This is a genomic window from Vogesella mureinivorans, from assembly GCF_007644035.1.
Lineage (GTDB): Bacteria > Pseudomonadota > Gammaproteobacteria > Burkholderiales > Chromobacteriaceae > Vogesella > Vogesella mureinivorans.
Map to the genome: position 1 here is coordinate 92,579 of NZ_VMTV02000162.1, position 23,057 is coordinate 115,635.

Here is a 23,057-nt window from a genome sequence, read left to right on the forward strand (position 1 = left end):
CTGCTCTAGCGCTCGGCCACCGGGTCCAGCTTGTGGCGTTTGATCGCCGCGGCCAGGCTGCCATCTTGCCGTGCGCTGTCCAGGTAGCGCGTAACCCGGGCGTACCAGGCGTCGTCGCCCTTTTTCATGGCGTAGGCGTAATGGGTCAGGTGGTAGGCGGCGGGCGGGGCCACCAGGCGTGCCCAGTCGGTGGTTTCCAGCATGCGGCGGCTAAACGGGTAGTCGGTCATGAACACGTCGGCACGGCCGGACTCCACCTCTTGCTCGCGCCCTTGCGGCGTATCGGTCACCAGCAGCGTGGCCTGCTTCAGTTTTTCACGCATCACCGGCTCGTGCAGCGTGCCTTTGGCTACCGCCACCACCATGCCGGGTTTGTCGATGTCTTCCCAGCGCTGGATGCGGCGGTTGCTTTTGGTGGTAATGGCGTAAATATCGCTGATCAGGTGCGGGCGGGTAAAACGCAGCTTTTCGCTACGCACCGGATTAATGCCGATGGCAAACATGGCGATATCGCAGCGGTTTTGCTCGATATCGGGAATCAGGCTGGCAAAAGAGCTATCGACAAACTTCACCGCCACGCCCAGGTCGCGGCCCAGGCCCTGTGCCATGTCGATATCCACCCCGCTGAGCTGGCGGGTTTTCGGGTTGCGGTAGGAAATACCGTAGTAGTCGGGCCAGATGCACACGCGTACTTCGCGTGCCGCCAGCACATCATCCAGTCGGCCAGCACTGGCGGCAGCCGGCAAGGTAGCCAGGGCGGCCAGGCAAAGCAGGGGGTATTTCATGACAGGTTTCCAGGCGGGCTAAGTGGCGAACTCAATACGTATTTTAACAATCAAAAATCATAAAAACACGCACTTTAAATTAATATAATCTATCTAATACACACCTTATCAGCCACCGTTTTACCCAGCCATGCACTAGATCAACTATTGCTTTGCCACCCTGGCGCAGGCTGCGCACCGCCTGGTGCGCGCCGCCTGCGGCAGGTGTCGGCTGCGGGTCAGGCTTCCCAGCGCTCTTCGCGCCACTCGGCCATGGCTTCTTTGTCCAGGAAGGTCCAGGCCACCACACGGCTGATCTTGTTGCCCTGCGCCATGTCCAGCGTGATCACACGCTTGGCATTGCACATTTCCAGCTCGCGCAGCAGGCCGCGTACGTTGTCCACCTTGGACACCAGCGAGCTGAACCACGCTACCTGGTGGCCGTAGCGCACGCTCTGGCGCGCCATGGTGGCCAGGAAATACTCCTCGCCGCCCTCGCACCACAGCTCGTGGTGGCGGCCGCCAAAGTTCAGTTCCACATTGGCCATGCGCTGGCCGGTAAGGTTGGCCACCTTGCGCCGCGCGGCGGCGTCGGCTTCGGCGGCCGAGCCGTGGAACGGCGGGTTGCAGATGGTCAGGTCGAAGCGGTCTTCGCGCTTGATGATGCCGTCGAACACGTTGGCCGCATCGGTTTGCTGGCGCAGCTTCAGGCCGCTTTTCAGCTGCGGGTTGGCATCCACGATCAACCGCGCCATGCGCAGCGCGTCGGCGTCGATATCGCTGCCGACAAAGCGCCAGCCGTATACGTGGCGGCCTACGATGGGGTAGATGCAGTTGGCGCCCACGCCGATATCCAGCACGGTGGCGCGCTTGGGAATGGTGCCTTTATTGCTCTTGGCCAGCAGGTCGGCAGCGTGGTGCAGGTAATCGGCGCGGCCGGGTACCGGCGGGCACAGGTAGCCGGGGGGGATATCCCAGAACAGCACGCCGTAGTGGTGCATCAGCAGCGCGCGGTTCAGCGCTTTTACGGCGGCGGGGTTGTGGAAGTCCACGGTTTCGATGCCGTGTTCGTTATGGCGCACAAACTCGGCCAGCTCGGGGTTGGCCGCAATCAGCGCCACAAAGTCATAGCGCTCGCGGTGCACACTGCGAAAGTGCAGGCCGGGTTTGCCGTCGCCGGCAGGTAGGGTAATGGTCATGGCAGATACCGCAAAATCAATCGGCGGATTGTACGGGCTTATTGCCATTTCGTGGGAATGGCGGTGCGCAGTGTTGTCGTAGCGGCCCGGCAAAGCACAAGGCCAGCCCGCGGGCTGGCCTTGCTGTGTTCACCGCCAGCACTCAGGCGAAAATATCGATGATGTTGCCGGCCACCTTCACGCCGTTCACCACGCTTTCACCGGTGGCGGCCACCGTTTCGTACACCACCTCCGCCGCCTCGACCGCCGTTTCTGCGGCACCGGCGGCCAGGTTGACCGCACCACTGGCCAGGTCCAGACCGGCTTCGCCGATGTCCAGCGCCGCTTCGCCAAAGTCGCCGCTCACCGTATCGACCACCGCCTCACCCGCGTGATAAAGGCCCTTGCCCAGCCCCACCATGCCTTTCAGCATCTGGCTGCCGCCTACGGCCATGCCGCTATAACTCATTGCTGCTCCCCGCTACGCAAAGCCATCAGCATGCCGCGCCAGGCAGGTACGCGGGTTGCCACATTGTTGCCGCCGGTAACAAGGCTTTTACAAACCCGCCGCCACCTGCCCCGGCAGCTGCTGTTCGAACTTGGCCCACACGCGGCGCATATCGCGGGCCGAGGCAAACCCTGCCCCCTCGGCCGCGCGCTCCACCGGCACGCCCTGCTGCAACAGCTGGCGCACCACCGCCACGCGCAGGCGCTGCTGGTATTCCACAATGCTCACCCCGGCCTGCTGGCGAAACAGCCGCGTGAGGTGGCGCGGGCTCAGGTGCACCCTGGCCGCGAGGCTGTCCAGCGGCCAATGCTGCGCCGGGTCGCGCGCGATGGCATCCTGCGCGCGGTGTACCGCCGGGTGCAGGTGGTTGCGGTACGCCAGCCACGGCGACAGCTGGGCGTCGTCCCCGGCGCGGCGGCTATACAGCACCATGCGCCGCGCCACCCGCGCCGCCACATCGGGGCCGGCGTGGCGCTCGATCAGTGCCAGCGCCAGGTCCATGCCGGTGGTAATGCCGGCCGAGGTGGCAATGTGGCCGTCTTCCACAAATACACGGTTATCCAGCACACGCGCCCGTGGCGCGGCGGCGGCCAGCTTGGCGGTAATGCTGTGGTGCGTGGTGCAGGCGCGGCCATCCAGTAGCCCCGCCATGCCGGCCAGCAGCGCGCCGGAGCACACGGTAGCCAGCGCCACCTGCGGGCGGATGTGCTGGCGCAGCCAGGCCACCAGCTGCTGCGCCTCGGGCGTGGCGTAATCCAGGTCTTCATCCACCGTACCCACCACGATCACCAGGCTGCCGTCGGCCACTGCGTCCGGCAACGGCGCGATGCGCGACACCAGCCCCAGCGAGCTGACGCACTCGGTAGCCGGGCCGGCAATGTGCAGGCGAAACGGCGCGCCCTCATCCAGCGCCATGCGAAAGGCCTCGGCCGGGCCGACAAAATCCAGCGCCAGGTAGCGCGGGGTGAGCAGGAAGTAAATGTCTTTCATGCGGCCAACCTTGGGGTCAACACCCGGCTGAATCTACCGGGTAGAACGTCATTTGCCAGTTGGTTTCCCAGCTTAGGCCACCATCGCTGGAAAAAGCCTGCTCCCACGCGGGCGCTTGCCCTGGCAAGGCAAACCAGGTGAAGCGAACCTTGATGGCCTGGCCGTCGAGCACATCGTCGGCGTAGAACAGCCCGATGTGATCGACAAATTTGCCGCGCACCGGCGTATCCAGACAGGTGGGATTGCGCCCATCCAGCCACCAGATCGACCACAAGCCGTCTGCCTCACAAAAGGAGCGTAATGCCGCGGCACGAAAGTCACCTTCCGGGAACTTCAGCAGATTATCTTCCAGGTTGCCGTAGCCCCCCAGTATCTTGGTGGTGGCAGACTCGCCCTCAAATGCCACCCAGTCCTGGCTGCCACAAAGGCGTGCCGCCAGTCGCCGATGCGCTACGCGCCAGCGCCCGATGATGAAATCAAAATCAGCCGGCGCATGCGCCTCACAAGGTAACAACATATTCGATCCTTTCAGGGATAGCTGCGCTTACAGCTCGCCCAGCTTGATATCCGGCTGGTAGTCGCCATCCACCTCTTTAACGATGGCCTGGCCGGCGATGACGCGTTCGCCGTTGAAGGTAAGCGTGGGCGCGCCGTGCAGCTGCCAGCCGCGGTTCAGCGCCTCGGTCACGCGGTGGCAGAAGGCGCTGTCGTCGGGGCCGGTCAGCAGTCGGTACAGTTTCATGGCGTGGGTCCTGGGGTCAGAAAGTATGACGATACACGACGAAGCCGGTATTCCGCGCCACGCGGTCGTACAGCAGGCGGGCGGCGGCGTTGTCGTAGCGGGTATGCCAGTACACGCTGGGGCTGCCGGCGGCCTGCGCCTGGGCCAGCACGGCGCTAATCAGCTGCCGTGCCACGCCCTGCCCGCGCGCGGCCGGCACGGTGAACAGGTCTTGCAGGTAGCAGGCGCGGTGCGCCATCAGCGTGTTGCGGTGAAATACATAATGCGCCAACCCCAGCAGCTGGCCGCCGCGCCAGGCTAGCAGCACGTGCATCGGCTCGGCGGGGGCGAGGAAGCGTTGCCAGGTAAGCTGGCTAACCGTCGCCGGCAGCGCCAGCTCGCCGTGGCGGCCATAAAAAGCGTTGTAGGCGTCCCATAGCGGCAGCCAGGCGTGGTAGTCATCCGGCTGCGGCGGGCGCAGTTGCAAGGTATCGCGCATGCGGCCAACCTTACGCTGGCAGCGGCTTGCGCCGCAGGGCAAGCAGGCGCGGGCCGAATACGTTTACCGCCAGCCCGGCTAGCAGCAGCGCGCCGCCGGCCAGCTGCCAGAAGCTGAGGCGCTCGCCCAGTACCAGCGCGGCAGACAGCACGCCGAAAAACGGCACCAGTAAAGAAAACGGCGCCACCACGTTGGCCGCATGACGGCTGAGCAGCTTGCTCCACTGGCCATAGCCGAACAGCGTGGCCACCAGCGCCAGGTAGGCAATGGCAAACAGGCTTTGCGGCGTGGCCACCTGCGCCCACACGATGCGCTCGGCCTCGAACAAGCCGGACAGCGCAAAGAACGGCACGATGGGCACCAGGCTGCTCCATACCACCAGCCCCAGCATGTCCGGCTTGTAGCCCGCCGCCACAATGCGGCGCACCACCACATTGGACAACGCCCAGCTGGCAGCGGCACACAGCGTCAGCACAAAGCCGGCCAGCGGCAGGTTGGCCGCGCCCAGGCCGCCGATCAGGTACAGCCCGGCGCTGCCGATCAGCAGGCCGGCCAGCTGCCAGGGGGTAAAGCGTTCGCCCAGCCACAGCATGCCGATAATCAGGGTAAAAAAGGCCTGTGACTGCAGCACGATGGACGCCAGCCCGGCCGGCATGCCCAGCTTGATGGCGGTAAACAGGCAGGCAAACTGCCCCAGCCCCACGCTCAGGCCGTACAGCGCCAGCCAGCGCCACGGGATGGCCGGCCGCCGCACAAACAGCAGGCCCAGGCCGGCGGCAGCGCTAAAACGCAGCGCCCCCAGCAGGAAGGGCGGCACGCCGGCTACGCCCCATTTGATGACCACAAAGTTGAAACCCCATACCGCAACAATTGCCAGCGCAATCAGCCGGTCTTGCCAGTTCATGGCCTGCTCCTGAAGGTTGGCCGCACGCGGCCCGGATGAATGACAAACAGCTTACGCAGGCTGGCCGCCCGCGCACAGCAACAGTGCGTTCCGATTTACGGGATACAGCCGCCGTCAACGCTGCGCAGGGGGCAGCCCGCCCTGTGCGGCCAACAGCGCGGCATGGGCGGCCAGGTCTACCGGGCGGTAGGTGACGGTGGCTGTAGCAGGGTGCGCGGCCAGGCCGGTGCGCCAAGCCACTGCCACGCCGGGCGGATGGGGCGCGGCGCGAAACCACCACCGCAGTTGGGACAGGTGTTGTGCAATACCGACGCCACACAATCGGCGCAGAAGGTGCACTCGTAGCTGCAGATGCGGGCGTCGGGGCTATCCGGCGGCAAGGGGGTGTTGCAGTGTTCGCAGCTGGGGCGCAGTTGCAGCATGGGGTGTGTCCTTTCAGAGGATGGCCTGGTTGGCCGCATCGGCGTCCAGCCGCGCCAGCACGCTGGCCACGGTGTGGATGTGGGCAAAGCGGCCGGCCAGCACCAGCTCGGTACGCTGGCAGATGTCGTCGGCGCTGTACACGCGGCCGCTGTGCGGGTGGGTCATGTCGAAGGTCAGCGTGGCCTCGGTGACAAAATCCACGGTAAAGCCCAGGTCGCTGCCGACACGGGTAGTGGTTTCGCAGCACTGCTCGGTGCGGATGCCGCTGATAATCAGCCGGTCTACGCCGCGTGCGGCCAACCATGCCTGCAGGCCGGTATCGGTAAACGCGTTGTGTACGTGCTTGGTAAAGGTAGCGTCGGGTGCCGGCGGCAGCCACGCCATGGGCTGTACATGGCCGCTGGCGGCGGCAAACGGGCCGTCGCCATCCTCGTGCAGCACGTACAGCACCGGCACGCCACGGGCACGCGCCCCGGCGATCAGCGCCAGCAGTGCGTGGCGAAAGGGCGGCAGCCGGGTGTCATCCCAATAGCTGCGGTGCAGAAAAGACTGCTGAACATCGATCACAATCAGGGCAGAACCGGACATGGCGACATACCTGTATGCCAGTGGAGACAGGCTTATTGTGCAGGGCATGCCAGCCAGGCACCATGCCGCGCCAAGCCAAATACAGGACAAATCGCGCCATCACACCCGCCAGCTGCCGCGCTATGTATCAGCCCTGTTACAAAGGGGACAAGGGCGCGATACAGCCCGGCGTGATACTGCCAGTATCGGCCCTGCGCCGCCGCCACCAAGGAGCCCTGTCATGAATAAGAAAACCCTGCTGCTGGCCACCGCCTTGCTGGCACTGGCCACCACCCTGCCCGCCCGGGCGGACGAGCCCGCCCCGCCCCCGCACGGCCCGGCACACGGGATGCCGCACGACATGCCGCCGCCACCGCTGGCCGTGGTACTGGAAGACGCCCTGCCTGCACTGCAGCTAAACGATGCCCAGCAGTCGCTGTGGCTCAAAGCCGAGCAAGAAGACCTGAACCAGCGCACGCGCCAGCAGCGTGGCCTGCAGCATGCCGGTTTCAAGCTGCAGGAAAAGCTGGCCGATACCCGGCTGAGTTTGTCGCAAGCGCTACGTGCGGCCAGCCTGGCGGCGCCTGCGATGCAGCCATCGCCCGCCTGGCTGGCATTTTTTGATAGCCTCACTGGCCAGCAAGCCGGCATCGTGCGCCAGGTGTTACAGTCGCCACCGCCGCCACCACCGGTGCACGATATGCCGCCTCCCGGCTAAACGGTTCTACCCAAGACAACACGGCCGTGCTGCCACCATGCAGGCTGCACGGCGCTTTCCCAAGGAGCATGCATGAACGAACACGGCATCCGCCTGCTGATCGTGGACGACGACCCCGACATCCGCAGCCTGCTGGCGCAATACCTGCAAGGCTATGGCATGCAGTGCCTGTGTGTGGGTGACGGCCACAGCCTGCGCCGTACGCTGGAAAGCGAGCAGCTTGACCTGATCATCCTGGACCTGATGCTGCCTGGCGAAGATGGGCTGTCGCTATGCCGCTATGTGCGCGCCCAGGGCGACACCCCCATCATCATGCTTACCGCCCGTGGCGAATCGGCAGACCGGGTGGTGGGGCTGGAGCTGGGCGCCGACGACTACGTGGTGAAACCGTTCGACCCGCGCGAGCTGGTCGCGCGCATTCACACGGTGCTACGCCGGGTACGCGGCAAAGCGGGCACGGCGGCCAACCAGGATACCGTGCAGTTTGCCGGCTGGCGGCTTAGCCACCAGAAGCGCCAGGTCACCACCCCGGCACAGCTGCTGGTGCCGCTATCCAACGCCGAGTACCGCCTGCTGTGCGCCTTTCTGGCGCGCCCGCAGCGCATCCTCAGCCGTGAGCAGCTGATGGACGCCGCCCGTGGCCGTACCGTCGAAGCGTTCGACCGCAGCATCGACCTGCTGGTATCGCGCCTGCGCCAAAAGCTGGGCGACGACCCGAAACAGCCGCAGCTACTGAAAACCGTGCGCGGCGAAGGGTACTTGCTGGACTGCAAGGTTAACTGAAAGCCACCGTATGAAATGGCCTGTGCCCGATACTGTTTTTACCCGCCTGTTTGGCCTGGTGTTGGCCGCACTACTGTGCAGCCACCTGGTGATGACTGCCCTGTTCATGGTGTTTGCACCCGATGGCCCGCCACAAGACAGGAGGCCACCTGGCGCCGAGGCACAGCACCCGGACAGGCCCCCGCCAGGCGATCGCGCGCCACCGGGCAAGGGCGAGCGCCGCATGCCGCCAGAATTCTGGGCCGGTTTTGCCATACAGCTAGCCGTTGTCACCCTGCTGGCCTGGTACGGCGCGCGCCGCCTGGTACGGCCTATCGAGCAGCTTACCCAGGGCGCCCGCGAGCTGGGCCGTACGCTGGATTCGCCCCCGATAGACGAAACCGGCCCGCTGGAAACCCGCCAGGCCGCGCAGCTGTTTAACGACATGCGTGCCAAGCTGCGCCGCCAGATGGACGAGCGCAGCCATTTCCTGGCGGCGGTATCGCATGATTTGCGCACCCCGCTAACGCGCATCCGCCTGCGCGGCACGCAGATAACAGACAGCACGCTGCAGCAGCGCCTGAACCAGGACATAGACGATATGGCCGCCATGCTGGACGCCACCCTGGCCTACCTGCGCGATAACAGCCAGCAAGAAAACTGGGAGCAGCTGGATATCGAAGCACTGCTGCAAGCCATGGCCGAAGATGCGCAGGAGCTGGGCCAGCCCGTTACCTGTAGCGGCCAGGCCAGCCAGCTACGTACCCTGCCCGCCACCCTGCGCCGCTGCCTGGACAACCTGCTGGAAAACGCCCTGCGCTACGGCCTGCGTGCCGACATCAGCCTGCAGCAAAGCAACACCACGGTAGAAATCTGCATTCGCGACCACGGCCCCGGCATACCGGAAGCCGAGCTGGCACGGGTATTCGAGCCCTTTGTGCGGCTGGAAGACTCGCGCAACCGCCACACCGGCGGCACCGGTCTGGGGCTGACCATCGCCCGCGATGCAGCGCGGCGCATGGGCGGCGAGCTTTACCTGAGCAATGCTGGCGGTGGCGGCCTGATAGCGCTGCTGGTACTACCACGCTAGGCGGGCAGTTTGTATCGAGCATGATACAAAGTGGATAAATCATGCTTACAACAGCGCCATAAAGTGTCATAACCCGCTACGGGCTGTGGCAGGCATTGGCCCTGTGCGACCCGGGTGGGCTTTCTGACCCTTCAGGGAGAATGACCATGAGCAGCGTAACAAGCAGTACCAGCAGCTACATGCCCAATATGATGCAGGGCCCCGGCGGGCCCCGCGGCATGCGGCAGCGGCCGGAAGCCAGCGAAGTCGCCCAGCAGATTTTCAGCAAACTGGATACCGATAACCAGGGCTATCTGGAAGCGGGCGATTTTGCCTCGGCCATCAGCCAGCTATCGCGCAGCGGGCAAAACAGCAACACCGCCAGTAGCGACGAGGTGTTTTCCAGCCTGGATGGCGATAGCGACGGCAAGGTGACCCAGGACGAGCTCGCCAGCGGCATCCAGTCGCTGCAGGATCAGCTGGATAGCCAGTTCAACGCCATGCGCATGCAGGGCGGCATGCAGGGCATGGGCGGCGGCGGCATGCCACCGCCACCCCCGCAAGGCGGGCGGGGTGGCCCAGGCCAGGACAAGGGCCTGGACCAGAGCCAGCTGGGCGACCTGGCCTCGGCAGCGTCAGAGTCTGGCAATACCCAGGCAGCCAGCCTGTTCAGCCAGCTGGCTGACAACTTTGACGCCGCCGACGCCGACGGTGATGGCAAAGTGACCTTCAGCGAAAGCGTGGCCTACCAGCGCCAGCAAGCGCAAGCCGGCAGCACGGGCACCGACATTAGCAGCGACTCGGCCAGCAGCAGCACTGTGGCCAGTAGCCAGGACAGCCAGGGGCGTATCGCGCAGCGGCTGATGGACATGATGCGTGCCTACGACGACTTTAGCGCGCCGGGCGAAGGCAGCAGCCTGCGCTCTGCCGCCTAGCCCTCCTGCTTTAACAGCGTACCGTGCTGCCGGCAACGTATCGACACGGGGGCCAGCCACACCCGCCAGATAGATACCCGGCCGCCTGGCTGCTAAAAAACAAACCCCGCTTGCCTGGCAAGCGGGGTTTGTTGCGGCCAACCTTTAGCCAGGGTACTACTGGATAGCCAGCGTCACGGCCAGCTGGTAGCCCTGCCCGCGTACCGCTTTCAATGCATTATTGTCGCAGCCGGCCTGTACCAGCTTTTTGCGCAGGCGTACCAGCTGTACTTCCAGATTGGCTTTGCTGTATTCCTCTAGCCGCTTGCCCAAGAGCTCGATCATCTGCCACGTTTCCAGCTGCCGCCCCGGCGCACGCGACAGGCCGGCCAGCAGGGCAAACTCGGACGATGTCAGCGCCACCTGGCCACCGGGGCCAGACAATTGCTGCTTGTCGGTATGCAATAGCCAGCCATGCTCCGGCCCCTGCCCGGTAAGGCGGCGCGCCAGCGAACGCACGGCAGCCAGCAGCTCTTCCAGCGAACAGGGTTTGGTCAGGTAAATGTCTGCACCACTGGCGTAGCCTTCTACCTTGGCCGCAATGCTGTTGCGGGCGGTGGTCATGATGATGCCGACCTCGGGCTGGGCTGCACGCAAGCGCCGCGACAGGCTGATGCCGTCTTCACCTGGCAGGTTCAAGTCCACGACGTACAGGTCGGGCTGAAACGGCAGATCGCCCAGCGCCTCGGCACAATCGACGCCTTGTACGTGGTAGCCCTGTACGCGCAATGCATCCAGGGTGACTTCTCGCAAGACGTCGTGGTCTTCTACGACCACGACGTTTAACGGGTTGATACGGGTAACCATACTTCGAATCTCACAATATTGGCTTCAGGCCGGTAAGAAACCATCCCTTGCAGCTGGGTACACAGGCCCCGCACCAGATAGAGCCCCAGGCCGGAACCGGTTTTGCTATGAGCGCCAGGGCTTCGATAATACTTTGTAAACACCTTGCTTGCATCCGGCATGCCTGCAGATGACGCAACATTGTCAACAGATAGCCACAATCCGGCGGATTTTACCCCCCATTTGACATTAATCACGCTGGCAGCTGGCGAATACTTCATAGCGTTGTCTATCAAGTTTGATAACACTGTGCGCAAAAGCTGGCTATCACTGTGCAGCAAGGGCACGGTGCCGGGGTGCAGGACGACCCGCTCGGGCTCGCGGCTGTTACTGCATACATCCTGTACCAGCTCGGCCAGCACAATGGTCTCGCGCAGGATATCCAGCTGGCCTTGCTCGATACGGTCGGCCTGGGTGCAGCGCTCTACCACGGCATTCATGTCGTCTACCGCCCGCTCGGCGTGCAACAGGATACGTTGCTCGCCCAGCTGCATGCGCAGGCTGCCTAGCGCCATGCTGATGACCGACATGGGGGTTTTCAGCTCGTGCGTCAGCATGGCCATAAAGCGGGACTGTTCCTCGCTCTGCTGGCGTTCGATAGCGATTTGTTGCTGGGCCAGCTCCAGCTCTACGGCAAAAACATGCCGCTCACTGCGCAGCTGGGTGGAGCGGCGCTGCAGCAGCACAAAGGCCAGCGCGCTGATCAGCAGCGACTGCATCAGTTGGCCGTACTGGTTCATTTCCAGCACATTGCCGATACCGAGCAAGGGCAGCATGGTGAGCGCCACCACCGCGATAGACAGCGTATACAGCACACGCAGTAGCCGGCGCAACGGGTGCGGCGGCACCAGCCAGGCGGTCATGGCCATCAGCAGCACCTGCACCGGCGCCATCATGGTATTGGTCTGCATCACGGGCTGAACCATGCCGAAAGCCAGTAGCAGAAACAGTAAGGGGAAGTAGCAAGGCAGCAGCTTCAGTACCCACTGCAACAGCCACGGTGGCGAAAAGCCCAGTAGCAAGTGGCGGTGGAACATCAGGCTGGCCAGACAGAACAGGGTGGATGTCCAGCTGGTAGCCACATCGGCCAGCTGCGGGTAGCTGGCCGGGGCCAGCATGCTGTAGTAACCCATGAAAGCCAGGTTGATGAATACCGATAGCAGCTGGTAGGGGATAAACAGCCCTACCACGCGGTCGCGGCTTTCGCGGTAATCGGCAATGGCCCATACCAGCAGCCATAGCAGAATGGCGTAATAGGGTATCTGCCAGGCAGATTGCCGCACATCAAACTGCAGTGCCTGCTGCAGCGGCTGGGCCTCTACACTGAGCATGCTGGTACTGGTGGTGTGCAGGCGCAGGTAGTACACCGCTTGCGCTTGTGCCTGTCGCACCAGAAAGCACGGGGTGATACCGGGGTAGCTGCGCTTTACATAGGGGTAGCGGTCGCCAGCGACTTGCTGCTGCCAGCGCCCCTGGGCATCTTGCGCGTAGAGGCGTACCTCATCCAGATAGCCCGGGCGTATGCGCAGCACCAGCGGCTCGCCGGGGGTAGCGTTTTGTACGGTAATGCGCAGCCAGGTGACGGTGGGGGTATAACCACGCGCCAGAATGCCCGGCAGCGGGGTAAACAGCTGCTGGCGTACCTGGGGAAAATCCAGCTTGCCTTGCGGGTCTACCAGGTAGGCGCGGGACAGTACCTGGGTTTGCACCGCCCAGGCGGGCGACAGGCACAGCAGCCATAGCCATAAGAAAATCCGTAATCGCACTACTTGCCCCGTGTTATTCGGCCGGTAACGGCATCAAGAGCGAGAGTATCGCATAGCTGGTGCAGGAACTCGGCACGGGAGCAGGCGTCCATGCAGCATTACCCTTGGTGAAACCGTCATGCGAACTGCTCATCTGCTTTTTCTGACCCTGGCCATCAGCCTGCCTGCCCTGGCGACAAGCAGCGGCCAACTCTACAAAGACCCGTCCTGTGGCTGCTGCGGCAAGTGGGCTAGCCATATGCGCGCCAATCAGCTGGCGCTGCAAAGCCAGGACCACGCCGATATGGCACAGCTGAAAAGCCGGCTGGGCGTACCGGCCAACTTGCGCTCCTGCCATACAGCGCAGATAGGGCGCTACGTGATCGAGGGCCATGTACCGGCGGCCATGGTGCAGCAGATTTTACGCGACCAGCCCGCCATCGCAGGGTTGGCCGTGGCGGGTATGCCGCAGGGTAGCCCCGGCATGGAAACCGGGGTACGTGAAACGTATCAGGTTATCGCGTTTACCCGCGCCGGCCACCAGTATGTGTATGCCACGGTAAAAGGGAGCTAGCCATGTCGGTAAAAAAACGTATTGTCCTGATGGTGGCAGGCATAGCGGCCCGGTGGCTGTGGCAGCGCGTGAAACGCCAGATTTTCCGCCGCTAGCGGGGTGAACGGCCCGGGTTAAATCGTAGCGCGGGTACGCCATGCCCCGCACCGGCCTAGCGGCCAACGCCAGCCGGATACGGGGGCTTAGGGCTACAGCTGAAAGCGTGCGGATAGCTCGGATAGCGTATCGGCAGCCTGGCTGATGGACTCGGCCATGTGCACCGTTTGCTGCGATGCCTCGCGCGTGCTGGACGATATCTTGGCCACGGCGTACAGGTCTTCGCGTATGGCGCGGCTGGCATCGGCCTGCTGCTGCAGCACCTGCTCTACTTTCTGCATGCTGGTACAAACCGACTCGGTCCCCTCGCGAATTACTCCTACCGCCTTGCCACCATCTTGCGCCTGTGCAATACCGCCATGCAGCTGCTCGACCATTTCGTCCATGCGCTGCTTGGCTTGCTGGCTGTTGACCTGAATGCTGCCGATGGTTTGGGTAATTTCACCGGTGGCCTGGCTGGTACGCTCTGCCAGCTTGCGCACTTCGTCTGCCACCACGGCAAAACCACGCCCCTGTTCGCCCGCGCGGGCGGCTTCGATAGCGGCATTCAGGGCCAGCAGGTTGGTCTGGTCTGCCACATCGCGAATCACACCGATCACCGCGCTGATGCTGCCCAGCCGCCCGGCCAGGTCGTCTATGCTGCGCTGCGTGGCCATCACCAGGGTGCCGATTTCATTCAGCCGCCCTACTGCCTCGGCAATCACTTTTTGCCCGCTGGCCGCGCTGTTGATGGCATCGTCACTTTGCAGGCGTGCCTCACGCGCCTGCCCTGCTGCACCGGCAACCTGCTGGCTAAACTGGTCGGTAGCCTGGCTGATGCGTACCGTGGCTTCGGTTTGCTGCTGCACCAGCACCCGGCTGCCAGACGCCTGGTCCACAATGGCGTGGCTGCTCTGGTTCAGTGTCATGACCGACTGGCTCATATTGCCCAGTAACTCACGCAAGGCAGAACGCATGGTCAGCACGGCGCCAAAAATGCTCTGCGCCGGTACCTTGCCTGCCAGGTCTTCCACGCCACGCAGGTCACCTGAGGCAACTTTTTGCACCAGTGCCTGTACCTCGTCCGGCTCGCCCCCCAGCTTGGCTAGCAAGCCGCGTACGGACAGCAATATCACGGCGGCGATGCCGGCCACCATCAGCAGGCACACCAGCACCTGCCAGCGGGCGGTATGCCAGAAGCGCTGATCGACCTCGGCAAAGCTGATACCGGTACCCACTACCCACTGCCAGCGCGGGGTACGCTGTGCCACTGACAGCAGGTTGACTACCTCACCCTCGCGCAGTGACGTCCACCAGTACTCGGTAAGTTGGCCGCCTGATTGCTGCAAAGCGGCGCTGAGGATGGCGCCGACACTCTGGCCATCCGCGTCCTTGAAATCATTAAAACTGGTGCCATGCAGCTGCGGGTCTAGCGGCGTGGCGACAAAGTTGAGCTTCTCGTCGGCCACGTACACGTACTCGGAGCTGCTGTATTTGTTTTCCCGCAGTATCTGCGTGGCGATGTCTTTGGCCTGGGCATCTGTCAGCTTGCCACTGGCGGCCATTTTTTCCAGCTCCAGAATGCCGGAGTAGGTACTGAACATCAGCTGTTTGATACGCGCCCGGTTATCCTGGTCGCTCATCTGGCGCATGGTATAGGTGCCTGCCAGCGCAATGGCCAGCATGCTGACCAGTATCAAAAGCGATACCCACCAAGCCTTGTGTTTCACTTTCATGGCCTGCTCCTGTGTCTGTGTGTGGTGCCACCGGGGTGGCAAATTAAGCTGTGTAAAGGCATTGTGGCATGGCAAAACCATGTGGTCTTTGATTGGTATTATCGAAATGAGAAACCATCTGGTAGCACCGTCTTTTTTTTACATCACGCTTTCAATCGCAATAAAAAAACCCTTCCGGATACCGGAAGGGGTTGGGAGAGATGACAAACGCTGTTTGCCACGCAAACAGCGTTTGTTTTGTAAACAGCCAGGCTGCGGATGCCGCTACTGCGGTGGCGCGGCCCGGCTTTGCCGGGTCCGGTGCGCGTCAGACAGCGCCACTACCAGCAGCCAAAAACCCCCTCCGGATACCGGAAGGGGTTGAGAGAGATGACAAACGCTGTTTGCCACGCAAACAGCGTTTGTTTTGTAAACAGCCAGGCTGCGGGTTCCGCTAGTGCTGTGGCGTGGCCCGGCTTTGCCGGGTCCGGTGCGCGTCAGACAAACCCACTATCAGCAGCAAAAACCCCTTCCGGATACCGGAAGGGGTTGTGGGATTGATACGGCCTGGCTATCAGGCAGGGCGCTTGGCGCGGGCAATATCGGCGATTTTCACGCTCCATGCCGCCGGGCCGGTGTTGTGCACCGAGATACCACTCGAATCCACGGCCACGGTTACCGGCATATCCTGCACCTCGAACTCGTAGATGGCTTCCATGCCTAGGTCGGCAAAGCCCACCACCTTGGACGCCTTGATCGCCTTGGACACCAGGTAGGCCGAACCGCCTACCGCCATCAGATACACCGCTTTGTTGTCCTTGATGGCTTCAATGGCAGCCGGGCCACGCTCGGCCTTGCCGATCATGCCCAACAGGCCGGTTTGCTCCAGCATCTGGCGGGTGAACTTATCCATGCGGGTAGCGGTGGTGGGGCCGGCCGGGCCAACCACCTCGTCACGCACCGGGTCTACCGGGCCAACGTAGTAGATAAAGCGGTTGGTAAAGTCTACCGGCAGCTTCTCGCCCTTGTTCAGCATGTCTACCATGCGCTTGTGCGCGGCATCGCGGCCGGTAAGGATCTTGCCGTTCAGCAGCAGCACATCGCCCGGCTGCCAGCTGGCGACTTCTTCCGGGGTAATGTTGTCCAGGTCTACACGCTTGCCATTGCTGGTGTCGTAGGTGATTTCCGGCCAGTCTTCCAGCTTCGGCGTTTCCAGCACGGCCGGGCCATTACCATCCAGGTGGAAGTGGATATGGCGCGTAGCGGCACAGTTCGGGATCATGGCCACCGGCAGGCTGGCGGCATGGGTCGGGTAATCCAGAATCTTTACGTCCAGCACGGTGGTCAGGCCACCCAGGCCTTGCGCGCCGATACCCAGCGCGTTCACTTTTTCGAAGATTTCCAGGCGCAGCTGCTCTACACGGCTCAGCTCGGCGCCGCTGGCGGCCTTGGCCTTCAGCTCGTGGATATCCACGTGGTCCATCAGCGATTCTTTGGCCAGCAGCATGGCTTTTTCCGGGGTACCCCCGATGCCGATACCCAGGATGCCCGGCGGACACCAGCCGGCGCCCATGGTGGGGACGGTTTTCACGACCCAGTCCACAATGCTGTCGGACGGGTTCAGCGCGTAGAACTTGGATTTGTTCTCGGAGCCACCGCCCTTGGCCGCACAGGTCACTTCCACGCCATCACCTTCAACGATCTCGAAGTGCACCACGGCCGGGGTGTTGTCCTTGGAGTTCTGACGCTTGCCTGCCGGGTCCAGCAGCACGGAAGCGCGCAGCTTGTTGTCCGGGTTGTTATAGGCACGGCGCACGCCCTCGTTCACCATTTCCTGTACCGACAGGGTGCTGTCCCACTGCACTTTCATGCCCACTTTCAGGAACACCACGGCAATACCGGTATCCTGGCAAATCGGGCGGCGGCCTTCGGCACACATGCGGCTGTTGATCAGGATCTGCGCCATGGCGTCTTTGGCGGCCGGGCTTTCTTCGTGCAGATAGGCCTGGTACAGCGCCTCGATATAGTCTTTCGGGTGGTAGCAGCTGATGTACTGGAAGGCATCGGCAATGCTCTGGATGAAGTCGTCCTGACGGATGATGGTCATTATTGGGTTCTCCAGCGTAGGGGCTGTGTTGGGTTTGTGCCGCTATTTTAGGCGTTTCGCCCACGGGCAGGAAGGCGCAATGCTGCAACGCAGGAAGATAAAAGCTGAACAATGCAAAACCGCCGGCTCGGCGCCGGCGGTTTTGTAGGCATGCGCTGCGGCCAACGTTGGCCGCATTCAGGCATCAGCCCTGATGGTAGCCGGTAACGCGGGCCACTTCGTCCTTGGAGCCCAGGAACACCGCTACGCGCTCGTGCAGGCCCTGCGGCACGATATCCAGGATACGGCGGTGGCCATCGGTAGCCAGGCCACCGGCCTGCTCGATGATGAAAGCCATCGGGTTGCCTTCGTACATCAGGCGCAGCTTGCCTGGCTTGGCCGGGTCGCGCGCGTCTTTCGGGTACATGAAGATACCGCCACGGGTAATGATGCGGTGTACTTCGGCCACCATGGAGGCAACCCAGCGCATATTGTAGTCCTTGCCCAGCGGGCCTTCCTTGCCAGCCAGCAGCTCGCCTACATAGCGTTGTACCGGGGCTTCCCAGTGGCGCTGGTTGGACATATTGATGGCGAACTCGCCGGTGGTAGCCGGTACGGTCATATTGCGGTGGGTCAGCACCCAGGAGCCCAGCTCGCGGTCCAGCGTAAAGCCGTACACGCCCTGGCCAAAAGTCAGCACCAGCATGTTCTGCGGGCCGTACACCGCGTAGCCGGCGGCGACCTGGCGGCTACCTGGCTGCAGGAAGTCGGCTTCGGTAGGCTGGGTGTTGCCTTCTGGCGCTTCCAGCACCGAGAAGATGGTGCCTACAGAGATGTTCACGTCGATATTGGACGAGCCGTCCAGCGGGTCGAACATCAGCAGGTAGCGGCCACGCGGCATGTGCTCGGGAATGGAATGCGGCAGCTCCATTTCTTCGGACGCCATGGCGCCCAGGTTGCCACCCCACTCGTTGGCTTCCAGCAGGATGTCGTTGGCGATCACGTCCAGTTTCTTCTGGGCTTCGCCCTGCACGTTGCCGGTGCCGGCATCACCCAGCACGCCAGCCAGCGCGCCTTTGTTTACCGAGTGGGCAATGGCCTTGCAGGCGCGCGCCACGGTTTCGATCAACAGGCGCAGGTCCGGCGGCAGCGCGCCGTGCTGGCGCTGTTCTTCAATCAGGAATCGGGAGAGGGAGATACGGCTGCTCATTATTGTCCTCGTATCACGTAGGTAGCAGAAAAGGTTGGCGAAGTTTACCACCCCACCCCGCCATGCTGGGGTGTTACCTGCGCACTACATGCATCAGCAAAGAAAAACGCCCGACCAGGGCAAAACGGAAACCGTTTTGGCAAGTCGGGCGTGGGGCATAAACTCAACGCTTAGACGTTCAGTTCCTTGGCCAGGTACAACCAGGTTTCCACGACGGTATCCGGGTTCAGCGAGATGGTCTCGATGCCCTCTTCTACCAGCCATTTGGCAAAGTCAGGGTGGTCCGACGGGCCTTGGCCGCAGATACCCACGTACTTGTCCAGCTTGCGGCAAGCCTGGATAGCCATATGCAGCATGGCTTTCACTGCTTCGTTGCGCTCGTCGAAGGTGGTGGCGATCGGGCCGCCGGAGTCACGATCCACACCCAGGGTAAGCTGGGTCATGTCGTTGGAGCCGATGGAGAAACCGTCAAAGTGCTGCAGGAACTTCTCGGCCAGAATGGCGTTGGTCGGCAGTTCGCACATCATGATCAGGCGCAGGCCGTTTTCGCCGCGCTTCAGGCCGTTGGCGGCCAGGATCTCGATTACTTTTTCGGCTTCGGCCAGGGTACGCACGAACGGGATCATGACTTCCACGTTGGTGAGGCCCATCACGTCGCGCACTTTCTTGATGGCGCGGCATTCCAGCTCGAAACAGTCGCGGAAGCTGTCGGCCACGTAGCGGGCTGCACCACGGAAACCCAGCATCGGGTTTTCTTCGTGCGGCTCGTACAGTTGGCCGCCGATCAGGTTGGCGTACTCGTTCGACTTGAAGTCGGACATGCGCACGATGACCTTTTTCGGCGAGAACGCCGCGGCCAGCGTGGACACGCCTTCGGCGATCTTGTCCACGTAGAAGTCTACCGGGCTGGCGTAGCCTGCGATGCGATCGGTAATGGTCGCTTTCAGGTCGGCCGGCAGGGTATCAAACTCCAGCAGCGCTTTCGGGTGGATACCGATCTGGCGGTTGATCACGAACTCCATGCGCGCCAGGCCCACACCTTCGTTCGGCAGCTGCGCGAAGTCGAAAGCCAGTTCCGGGTTGCCCACGTTCATCATGATCTTCACTGGCGACTTCGGCATCTTGTCGAGTTCGAGCTCGATGATTTCCACTTCCAGCAGGCCATCATAGATGTTGCCGGTGTCGCCTTCGGCGCACGATACGGTCACTTGCATGCCGTCGCGCAGCAGGTCGGTGGCGTCGCCGCAGCCGACTACAGCAGGAATACCCAGCTCGCGCGCAATAATGGCCGCGTGGCAGGTACGGCCGCCACGGTTGGTCACGATGGCAGCTGCGCGCTTCATGACCGGTTCCCAATCCGGGTCGGTCATGTCGGTTACCAGCACGTCGCCGGCTTTGACCTGATCCATCTCGGACGCATCCTTGATCATGCGCACGGTGCCCTGGCCAATTTTCTGACCAATGGCACGGCCTTCACACAGGATGGTGGAGGTGTTTTTCAGACGGTAGCGGCGCAGGGTGTCCTTGCGGTCTTCCTGCGATTTCACCGTTTCCGGACGTGCCTGCAGGATGTACAGCTTGCCATCCAGGCCGTCGCGGCCCCACTCGATATCCATCGGGCGGGCATAGTGTTTCTCGATGATCAGCGCGTACTGGGCCAGCTCGGCCACTTCGGCGTCGGTGATGGAGAACTGCTTGCGCAGGTCTTCCGCCACATCAACGGTTTTCACGGAACGGCCAGCTTGCGAGGCGTCGGTGAATTCCATCTTGATCAGCTTGGAGCCCATGGTCTTGCGCAGAATGGCAGGACGATCGGCTTTCAGGGTTGGCTTGTGAACATAGAACTCGTCCGGGTTCACCGCGCCTTGTACCACTGTCTCGCCCAAACCGTAGGAAGAAGTGATAAACACCACGTCTTCAAAACCGGATTCGGTATCGATAGTGAACATCACGCCTGCCGCGCCGCTATCGGAACGCACCATACGCTGCACACCCGCAGACAGTGCCACCACATCGTGGGCAAAGCCTTTGTGTACGCGGTAGGAAATAGCGCGATCGTTATAGAGGGAGGCGAATACGTGCTTCATGGCGTCCTTGACGTTATCAAGGCCACGAATATTCAGGAAGGTTTCTTGCTGGCCTGCGAACGAGGCATCAGGCAGATCTTCTGCGGTTGCAGAGGAACGTACTGCTACGGAAATATCGGCACCACCGGCATCGGCAACCATTTGGTCCCAGGCAGTCTTGATATCTTCATCAAGCTTGGCCGGGAATGGTGTGTCGATAATCCACTGACGGATTTCCTTGCCGACACGAGCCAGCTCCGTTACGTCGTCGATATCAAGCTTCGACAGCGCGGTATTGATGCGGTCAGCCAGACCGTTGTGCTGGAGAAAATCCCGATAGGCGTCTGCTGTGGTAGCAAAACCTCCCGGAACGCGCACCCCGGAATGGGCAAGCTGACTGATCATTTCGCCGAGCGAGGCATTCTTGCCGCCTACTCTCTCGACATCGGTCATGCGCAGGTTCTCGAACCAGATGACGTAGTTCTCTGCCATCACTTCACTTCCTGTGTTGGATTGGACGATAGGGAAGCACGCATTCTAGCCGAACAAGCCCCGGTTTGCGTAGCGACTTTTGCATCGCACAACACAGGGCTTTCCCTGAATTTTCAGCACACTGGATAAAAAATATTGTTTATCCCACTGAATAACAGGGGGAAATGTAATGCCGCCACTACACGCCACACAGGCAGATCGCCCGCCTGCTTGATCTACCTGCTTGCCGCTGGCAGCAAAACGGCACAGACTTCATGCCAGCGTACCAACCCAAGCACAGGACACACCATGCCACACCGCCGCTCTGCCTTCTTTGTCTCTGACCGCACCGGTATCACTGCCGAATCGCTGGGTAACACCCTGCTGACCCAGTTCGACACCGAAGAGTTCAAACGCGAAACCATCCCCTTCATCGACACCATCGAAAAAGCGCAAGAGCTGGCGCTGCGTATTGATGAGGTCGCTCAGCAAGACCACGAAAAGCCGCTGGTATTCACCAGCATCATCAAGGCTGACGTTCGTGCCGCACTGAATATTCCCAGCGCGCTGGTGATCGACTTCTTCGAAACCTTCATTGGCGAGCTGGAAAAAGAGCTGGGTGAAAAAGCCACACTGGAAGTGGGCAAAGCGCATGGCATGTCCAACGAAGAGAAATACGATCACCGCATCGAAGCAGTGAACTACTCGCTGAACCACGACGACGGCGTGAAGCTGAAAGACCTGGACGAAGCCGATGTGATTCTGGTGGGGGTATCGCGCTCGGGCAAAACGCCTACTTGCCTGTACCTGGCCCTGCAATACGGCATCAAGGCGGCCAACTACCCGCTGACCCCGGAAGACCTGGGCAGCCCGACGCTGCCCAAAATCCTGCTACCGTTCAAGAGCAAGATTTTCGGCCTGACCATCGACCCGAACCGCCTGCACTTCATCCGCTCCGAGCGCCGCCCGGATTCGCGCTACGCCAGCATGGACAACTGCCGCCGCGAGGTAAACGAAGCTGAATCGATGTTCCGCCACCATGCCGTACCGTTTATCAGCACCACGCATAAATCCATTGAAGAGATCGCCTCCACCATCATGCACAAAGCCCATCTGGGTCGCCGTTTCTAAACACACGGCCAAGGCATGATGGCCCCGGGCGCGCAGCGACGGCACAGCGCGCCCGGGGCTTTTGCTTGCTGGCACCCGCAAACAAAATATGTGCATTTTTCCTGCATCGTTCTATGCTGAACACAGGTTCGCCCACCGCAACCACCTGCAGGAGAGCACATCATGAGACTGGAACACTTCAACCATATCGCCAACCTGATCGGCTTGAAGAAGAAGTCCCGCGAAGCCGTGTGGCTTATAGAAATAGATGGCATGACCGGCTATGCGGCCTCGCGCCAGCTGGATATCAGCCAGTCCACCGTCTCGCGCGCCCACGCCCGCTTTCGCAAGGCGCTGAACGAAATCAACCAGCTGACCCCCTACCTGCCACTCTGACGGCCTGTGCGGCCAACCTGTGTCTGTCGGTTGGCCGCATCAGTCAAAGCGTGCGCTCTGCACATAGCCATCAAACCCCAGGCAATCCTCTACCCGCTGGCGCTGTACGGGCGACAGCTGCTCTGGCGCCACCCAGGCCCAGGCGGTGTGTTCCTGGCTCAGACAAATCTCGGCACCGTGCGGTAAGGCGCAGCGAAACACAAACGCCTGCGAATCGTATTGTGCGTGGTAGTACACCCCCGACAAATAGCGTATCGCTACCATCAGGCCCAGCTCCTCGGCACACTCCCGCAGCAGCGCCTGGTGGATGGTTTCACCCGGCTCCAATGCGCCGCCTGGCAAGCCCCAGGCCTGGCTACCGTAGCTGGCTTTCAGCAGTAGTACCTCGCCGGCGGCATTGCAGATAACAGCGTGGCTACTCAAGCGGAATCGGTCGTCAAATGCCATGTCTCCCCTGCCTTGTCTCTCTGTCGTGTCTGCCGATGTTGTCGCATAACGGCGACTTGCCAGCCACCCCCTGCGAATGATTGCGTTATTTTACAGAAATATGTTGACAGCCAAACGGCGCATCCGTATAGTTCGCCTTCTCGCAAGACAACAGTCAAACGAGAACAGCGCACCCGTAGCTCAGTTGGATAGAGTATTTGGCTACGAACCAAAGGGTCGGGCGTTCGAATCGCTCCGGG

The 23,057-nt window shown here is 62.0% G+C and carries 24 protein-coding genes; 7 read left to right on the plus strand and 17 right to left on the minus strand.

Annotated features, from left to right (window positions below):
- Positions 1-5 precede the first annotated feature (5 nt).
- The 10 genes from FLQ44_RS05475 to FLQ44_RS05520 form a co-directional block, all read right to left on the minus strand.
- Positions 6-785: a substrate-binding periplasmic protein gene (locus FLQ44_RS05475; RefSeq protein ID WP_147693438.1), complete on the minus strand. Its 780-nt coding sequence runs from the start codon at positions 783-785 to the stop codon at positions 6-8.
- Between the two features lie 218 nt (positions 786-1,003).
- Positions 1,004-1,963, minus strand: a complete 960-nt coding sequence (gene rlmF, locus FLQ44_RS05480) for a 23S rRNA (adenine(1618)-N(6))-methyltransferase RlmF (RefSeq protein WP_147689106.1) — start codon at positions 1,961-1,963, stop codon at positions 1,004-1,006.
- Positions 1,964-2,105: 142 nt separating this feature from the next.
- Entirely contained in the window at positions 2,106-2,411 is a 306-nt protein-coding gene (locus FLQ44_RS05485; RefSeq protein ID WP_147693439.1) for a hypothetical protein, read from the minus strand.
- A gap of 87 nt (positions 2,412-2,498) precedes the next feature.
- Positions 2,499-3,440: a GlxA family transcriptional regulator gene (locus tag FLQ44_RS05490; RefSeq protein WP_147693440.1), complete on the minus strand. Its 942-nt coding sequence runs from the start codon at positions 3,438-3,440 to the stop codon at positions 2,499-2,501.
- Positions 3,441-3,456: 16 nt separating this feature from the next.
- Positions 3,457-3,957, minus strand: a complete 501-nt coding sequence (locus FLQ44_RS05495; RefSeq protein ID WP_147693441.1) for a DUF1579 domain-containing protein — start codon at positions 3,955-3,957, stop codon at positions 3,457-3,459.
- Positions 3,958-3,984: 27 nt separating this feature from the next.
- On the minus strand, positions 3,985-4,182 hold the full coding sequence (locus FLQ44_RS05500; protein WP_017507177.1) for a DUF1737 domain-containing protein: 198 nt from the start codon (positions 4,180-4,182) through the stop codon (positions 3,985-3,987).
- A 16-nt stretch (positions 4,183-4,198) separates the two neighbouring features.
- On the minus strand, positions 4,199-4,660 hold the full coding sequence (locus FLQ44_RS05505; protein ID WP_147693442.1) for a GNAT family N-acetyltransferase: 462 nt from the start codon (positions 4,658-4,660) through the stop codon (positions 4,199-4,201).
- Positions 4,661-4,670: 10 nt separating this feature from the next.
- Positions 4,671-5,564 (minus strand): EamA family transporter, encoded by an 894-nt coding sequence (locus FLQ44_RS05510; protein WP_147693443.1) that lies wholly within the window; start codon positions 5,562-5,564, stop codon positions 4,671-4,673.
- A gap of 176 nt (positions 5,565-5,740) precedes the next feature.
- On the minus strand, positions 5,741-5,986 hold the full coding sequence (locus FLQ44_RS05515; protein ID WP_240801191.1) for a DUF1272 domain-containing protein: 246 nt from the start codon (positions 5,984-5,986) through the stop codon (positions 5,741-5,743).
- Between the two features lie 13 nt (positions 5,987-5,999).
- A complete protein-coding gene (locus FLQ44_RS05520) occupies positions 6,000-6,575 on the minus strand; it encodes an isochorismatase family protein (protein WP_147693444.1) in 576 nt (191 codons plus the stop codon).
- Between the two features lie 220 nt (positions 6,576-6,795).
- Between FLQ44_RS05520 and FLQ44_RS05525 the strand changes: the two genes are divergently transcribed.
- From FLQ44_RS05525 to FLQ44_RS05540, 4 genes are all read left to right on the plus strand, one after another.
- Entirely contained in the window at positions 6,796-7,272 is a 477-nt protein-coding gene (locus FLQ44_RS05525; protein WP_147693445.1) for a hypothetical protein, read from the plus strand.
- A 72-nt stretch (positions 7,273-7,344) separates the two neighbouring features.
- The gene (locus tag FLQ44_RS05530) at positions 7,345-8,055 is read left to right on the plus strand and encodes a response regulator (protein WP_147693446.1); all 711 of its coding nucleotides are present in this window, start codon (positions 7,345-7,347) and stop codon (positions 8,053-8,055) included.
- Positions 8,056-8,077: 22 nt separating this feature from the next.
- On the plus strand, positions 8,078-9,124 hold the full coding sequence (locus FLQ44_RS05535; RefSeq protein WP_206208676.1) for an ATP-binding protein: 1,047 nt from the start codon (positions 8,078-8,080) through the stop codon (positions 9,122-9,124).
- Between the two features lie 146 nt (positions 9,125-9,270).
- Positions 9,271-10,038 (plus strand): EF-hand domain-containing protein, encoded by a 768-nt coding sequence (locus FLQ44_RS05540; RefSeq protein ID WP_170252821.1) that lies wholly within the window; start codon positions 9,271-9,273, stop codon positions 10,036-10,038.
- 156 nt (positions 10,039-10,194) lie between these two features.
- On the opposite strand, the gene FLQ44_RS05545 is transcribed toward FLQ44_RS05540, so the two are convergent.
- Complete coding sequence (locus FLQ44_RS05545) at positions 10,195-10,884, minus strand: response regulator transcription factor (protein ID WP_147693449.1); 690 nt, start codon at positions 10,882-10,884, stop codon at positions 10,195-10,197.
- Positions 10,860-12,689 carry a sensor histidine kinase gene (locus FLQ44_RS05550; RefSeq protein WP_147693450.1) on the minus strand — a complete coding sequence of 610 codons (1,830 nt, stop codon included), beginning with the start codon at positions 12,687-12,689 and terminating at the stop codon, positions 10,860-10,862. The genes FLQ44_RS05545 and FLQ44_RS05550 overlap by 25 nt, the downstream gene beginning before the upstream one ends.
- Positions 12,690-12,807: 118 nt before the next feature.
- On the opposite strand from FLQ44_RS05550, the gene FLQ44_RS05555 reads away from it, so the two are divergent.
- Entirely contained in the window at positions 12,808-13,242 is a 435-nt protein-coding gene (locus FLQ44_RS05555; RefSeq protein WP_147693451.1) for a DUF411 domain-containing protein, read from the plus strand.
- 188 nt (positions 13,243-13,430) lie between these two features.
- On the opposite strand, the gene FLQ44_RS05560 is transcribed toward FLQ44_RS05555, so the two are convergent.
- From FLQ44_RS05560 to ppsA, 4 genes are all read right to left on the minus strand, one after another.
- Positions 13,431-15,053: a methyl-accepting chemotaxis protein gene (locus FLQ44_RS05560; protein ID WP_170252823.1), complete on the minus strand. Its 1,623-nt coding sequence runs from the start codon at positions 15,051-15,053 to the stop codon at positions 13,431-13,433.
- Positions 15,054-15,606: 553 nt separating this feature from the next.
- On the minus strand, positions 15,607-17,139 hold the full coding sequence (locus FLQ44_RS05565) for a fumarate hydratase (RefSeq protein WP_147693453.1): 1,533 nt from the start codon (positions 17,137-17,139) through the stop codon (positions 15,607-15,609).
- 184 nt (positions 17,140-17,323) lie between these two features.
- Entirely contained in the window at positions 17,324-18,328 is a 1,005-nt protein-coding gene (locus FLQ44_RS05570) for a class 1 fructose-bisphosphatase (protein ID WP_147693454.1), read from the minus strand.
- Positions 18,329-18,498: 170 nt separating this feature from the next.
- Entirely contained in the window at positions 18,499-20,886 is a 2,388-nt protein-coding gene (gene ppsA / locus FLQ44_RS05575; RefSeq protein ID WP_147693455.1) for a phosphoenolpyruvate synthase, read from the minus strand.
- A gap of 288 nt (positions 20,887-21,174) precedes the next feature.
- On the opposite strand from ppsA, the gene ppsR reads away from it, so the two are divergent.
- Both ppsR and FLQ44_RS05585 read left to right on the plus strand, forming a co-directional pair.
- A complete protein-coding gene (gene ppsR, locus FLQ44_RS05580) occupies positions 21,175-21,996 on the plus strand; it encodes a posphoenolpyruvate synthetase regulatory kinase/phosphorylase PpsR (RefSeq protein ID WP_147693456.1) in 822 nt (273 codons plus the stop codon).
- Positions 21,997-22,158: 162 nt separating this feature from the next.
- On the plus strand, positions 22,159-22,371 hold the full coding sequence (locus FLQ44_RS05585) for a sigma factor-like helix-turn-helix DNA-binding protein (protein WP_017507160.1): 213 nt from the start codon (positions 22,159-22,161) through the stop codon (positions 22,369-22,371).
- 39 nt (positions 22,372-22,410) lie between these two features.
- On the opposite strand, the gene FLQ44_RS05590 is transcribed toward FLQ44_RS05585, so the two are convergent.
- Entirely contained in the window at positions 22,411-22,818 is a 408-nt protein-coding gene (locus FLQ44_RS05590; RefSeq protein WP_147693457.1) for an NUDIX hydrolase, read from the minus strand.
- Positions 22,819-23,057: the final 239 nt, after the last annotated feature.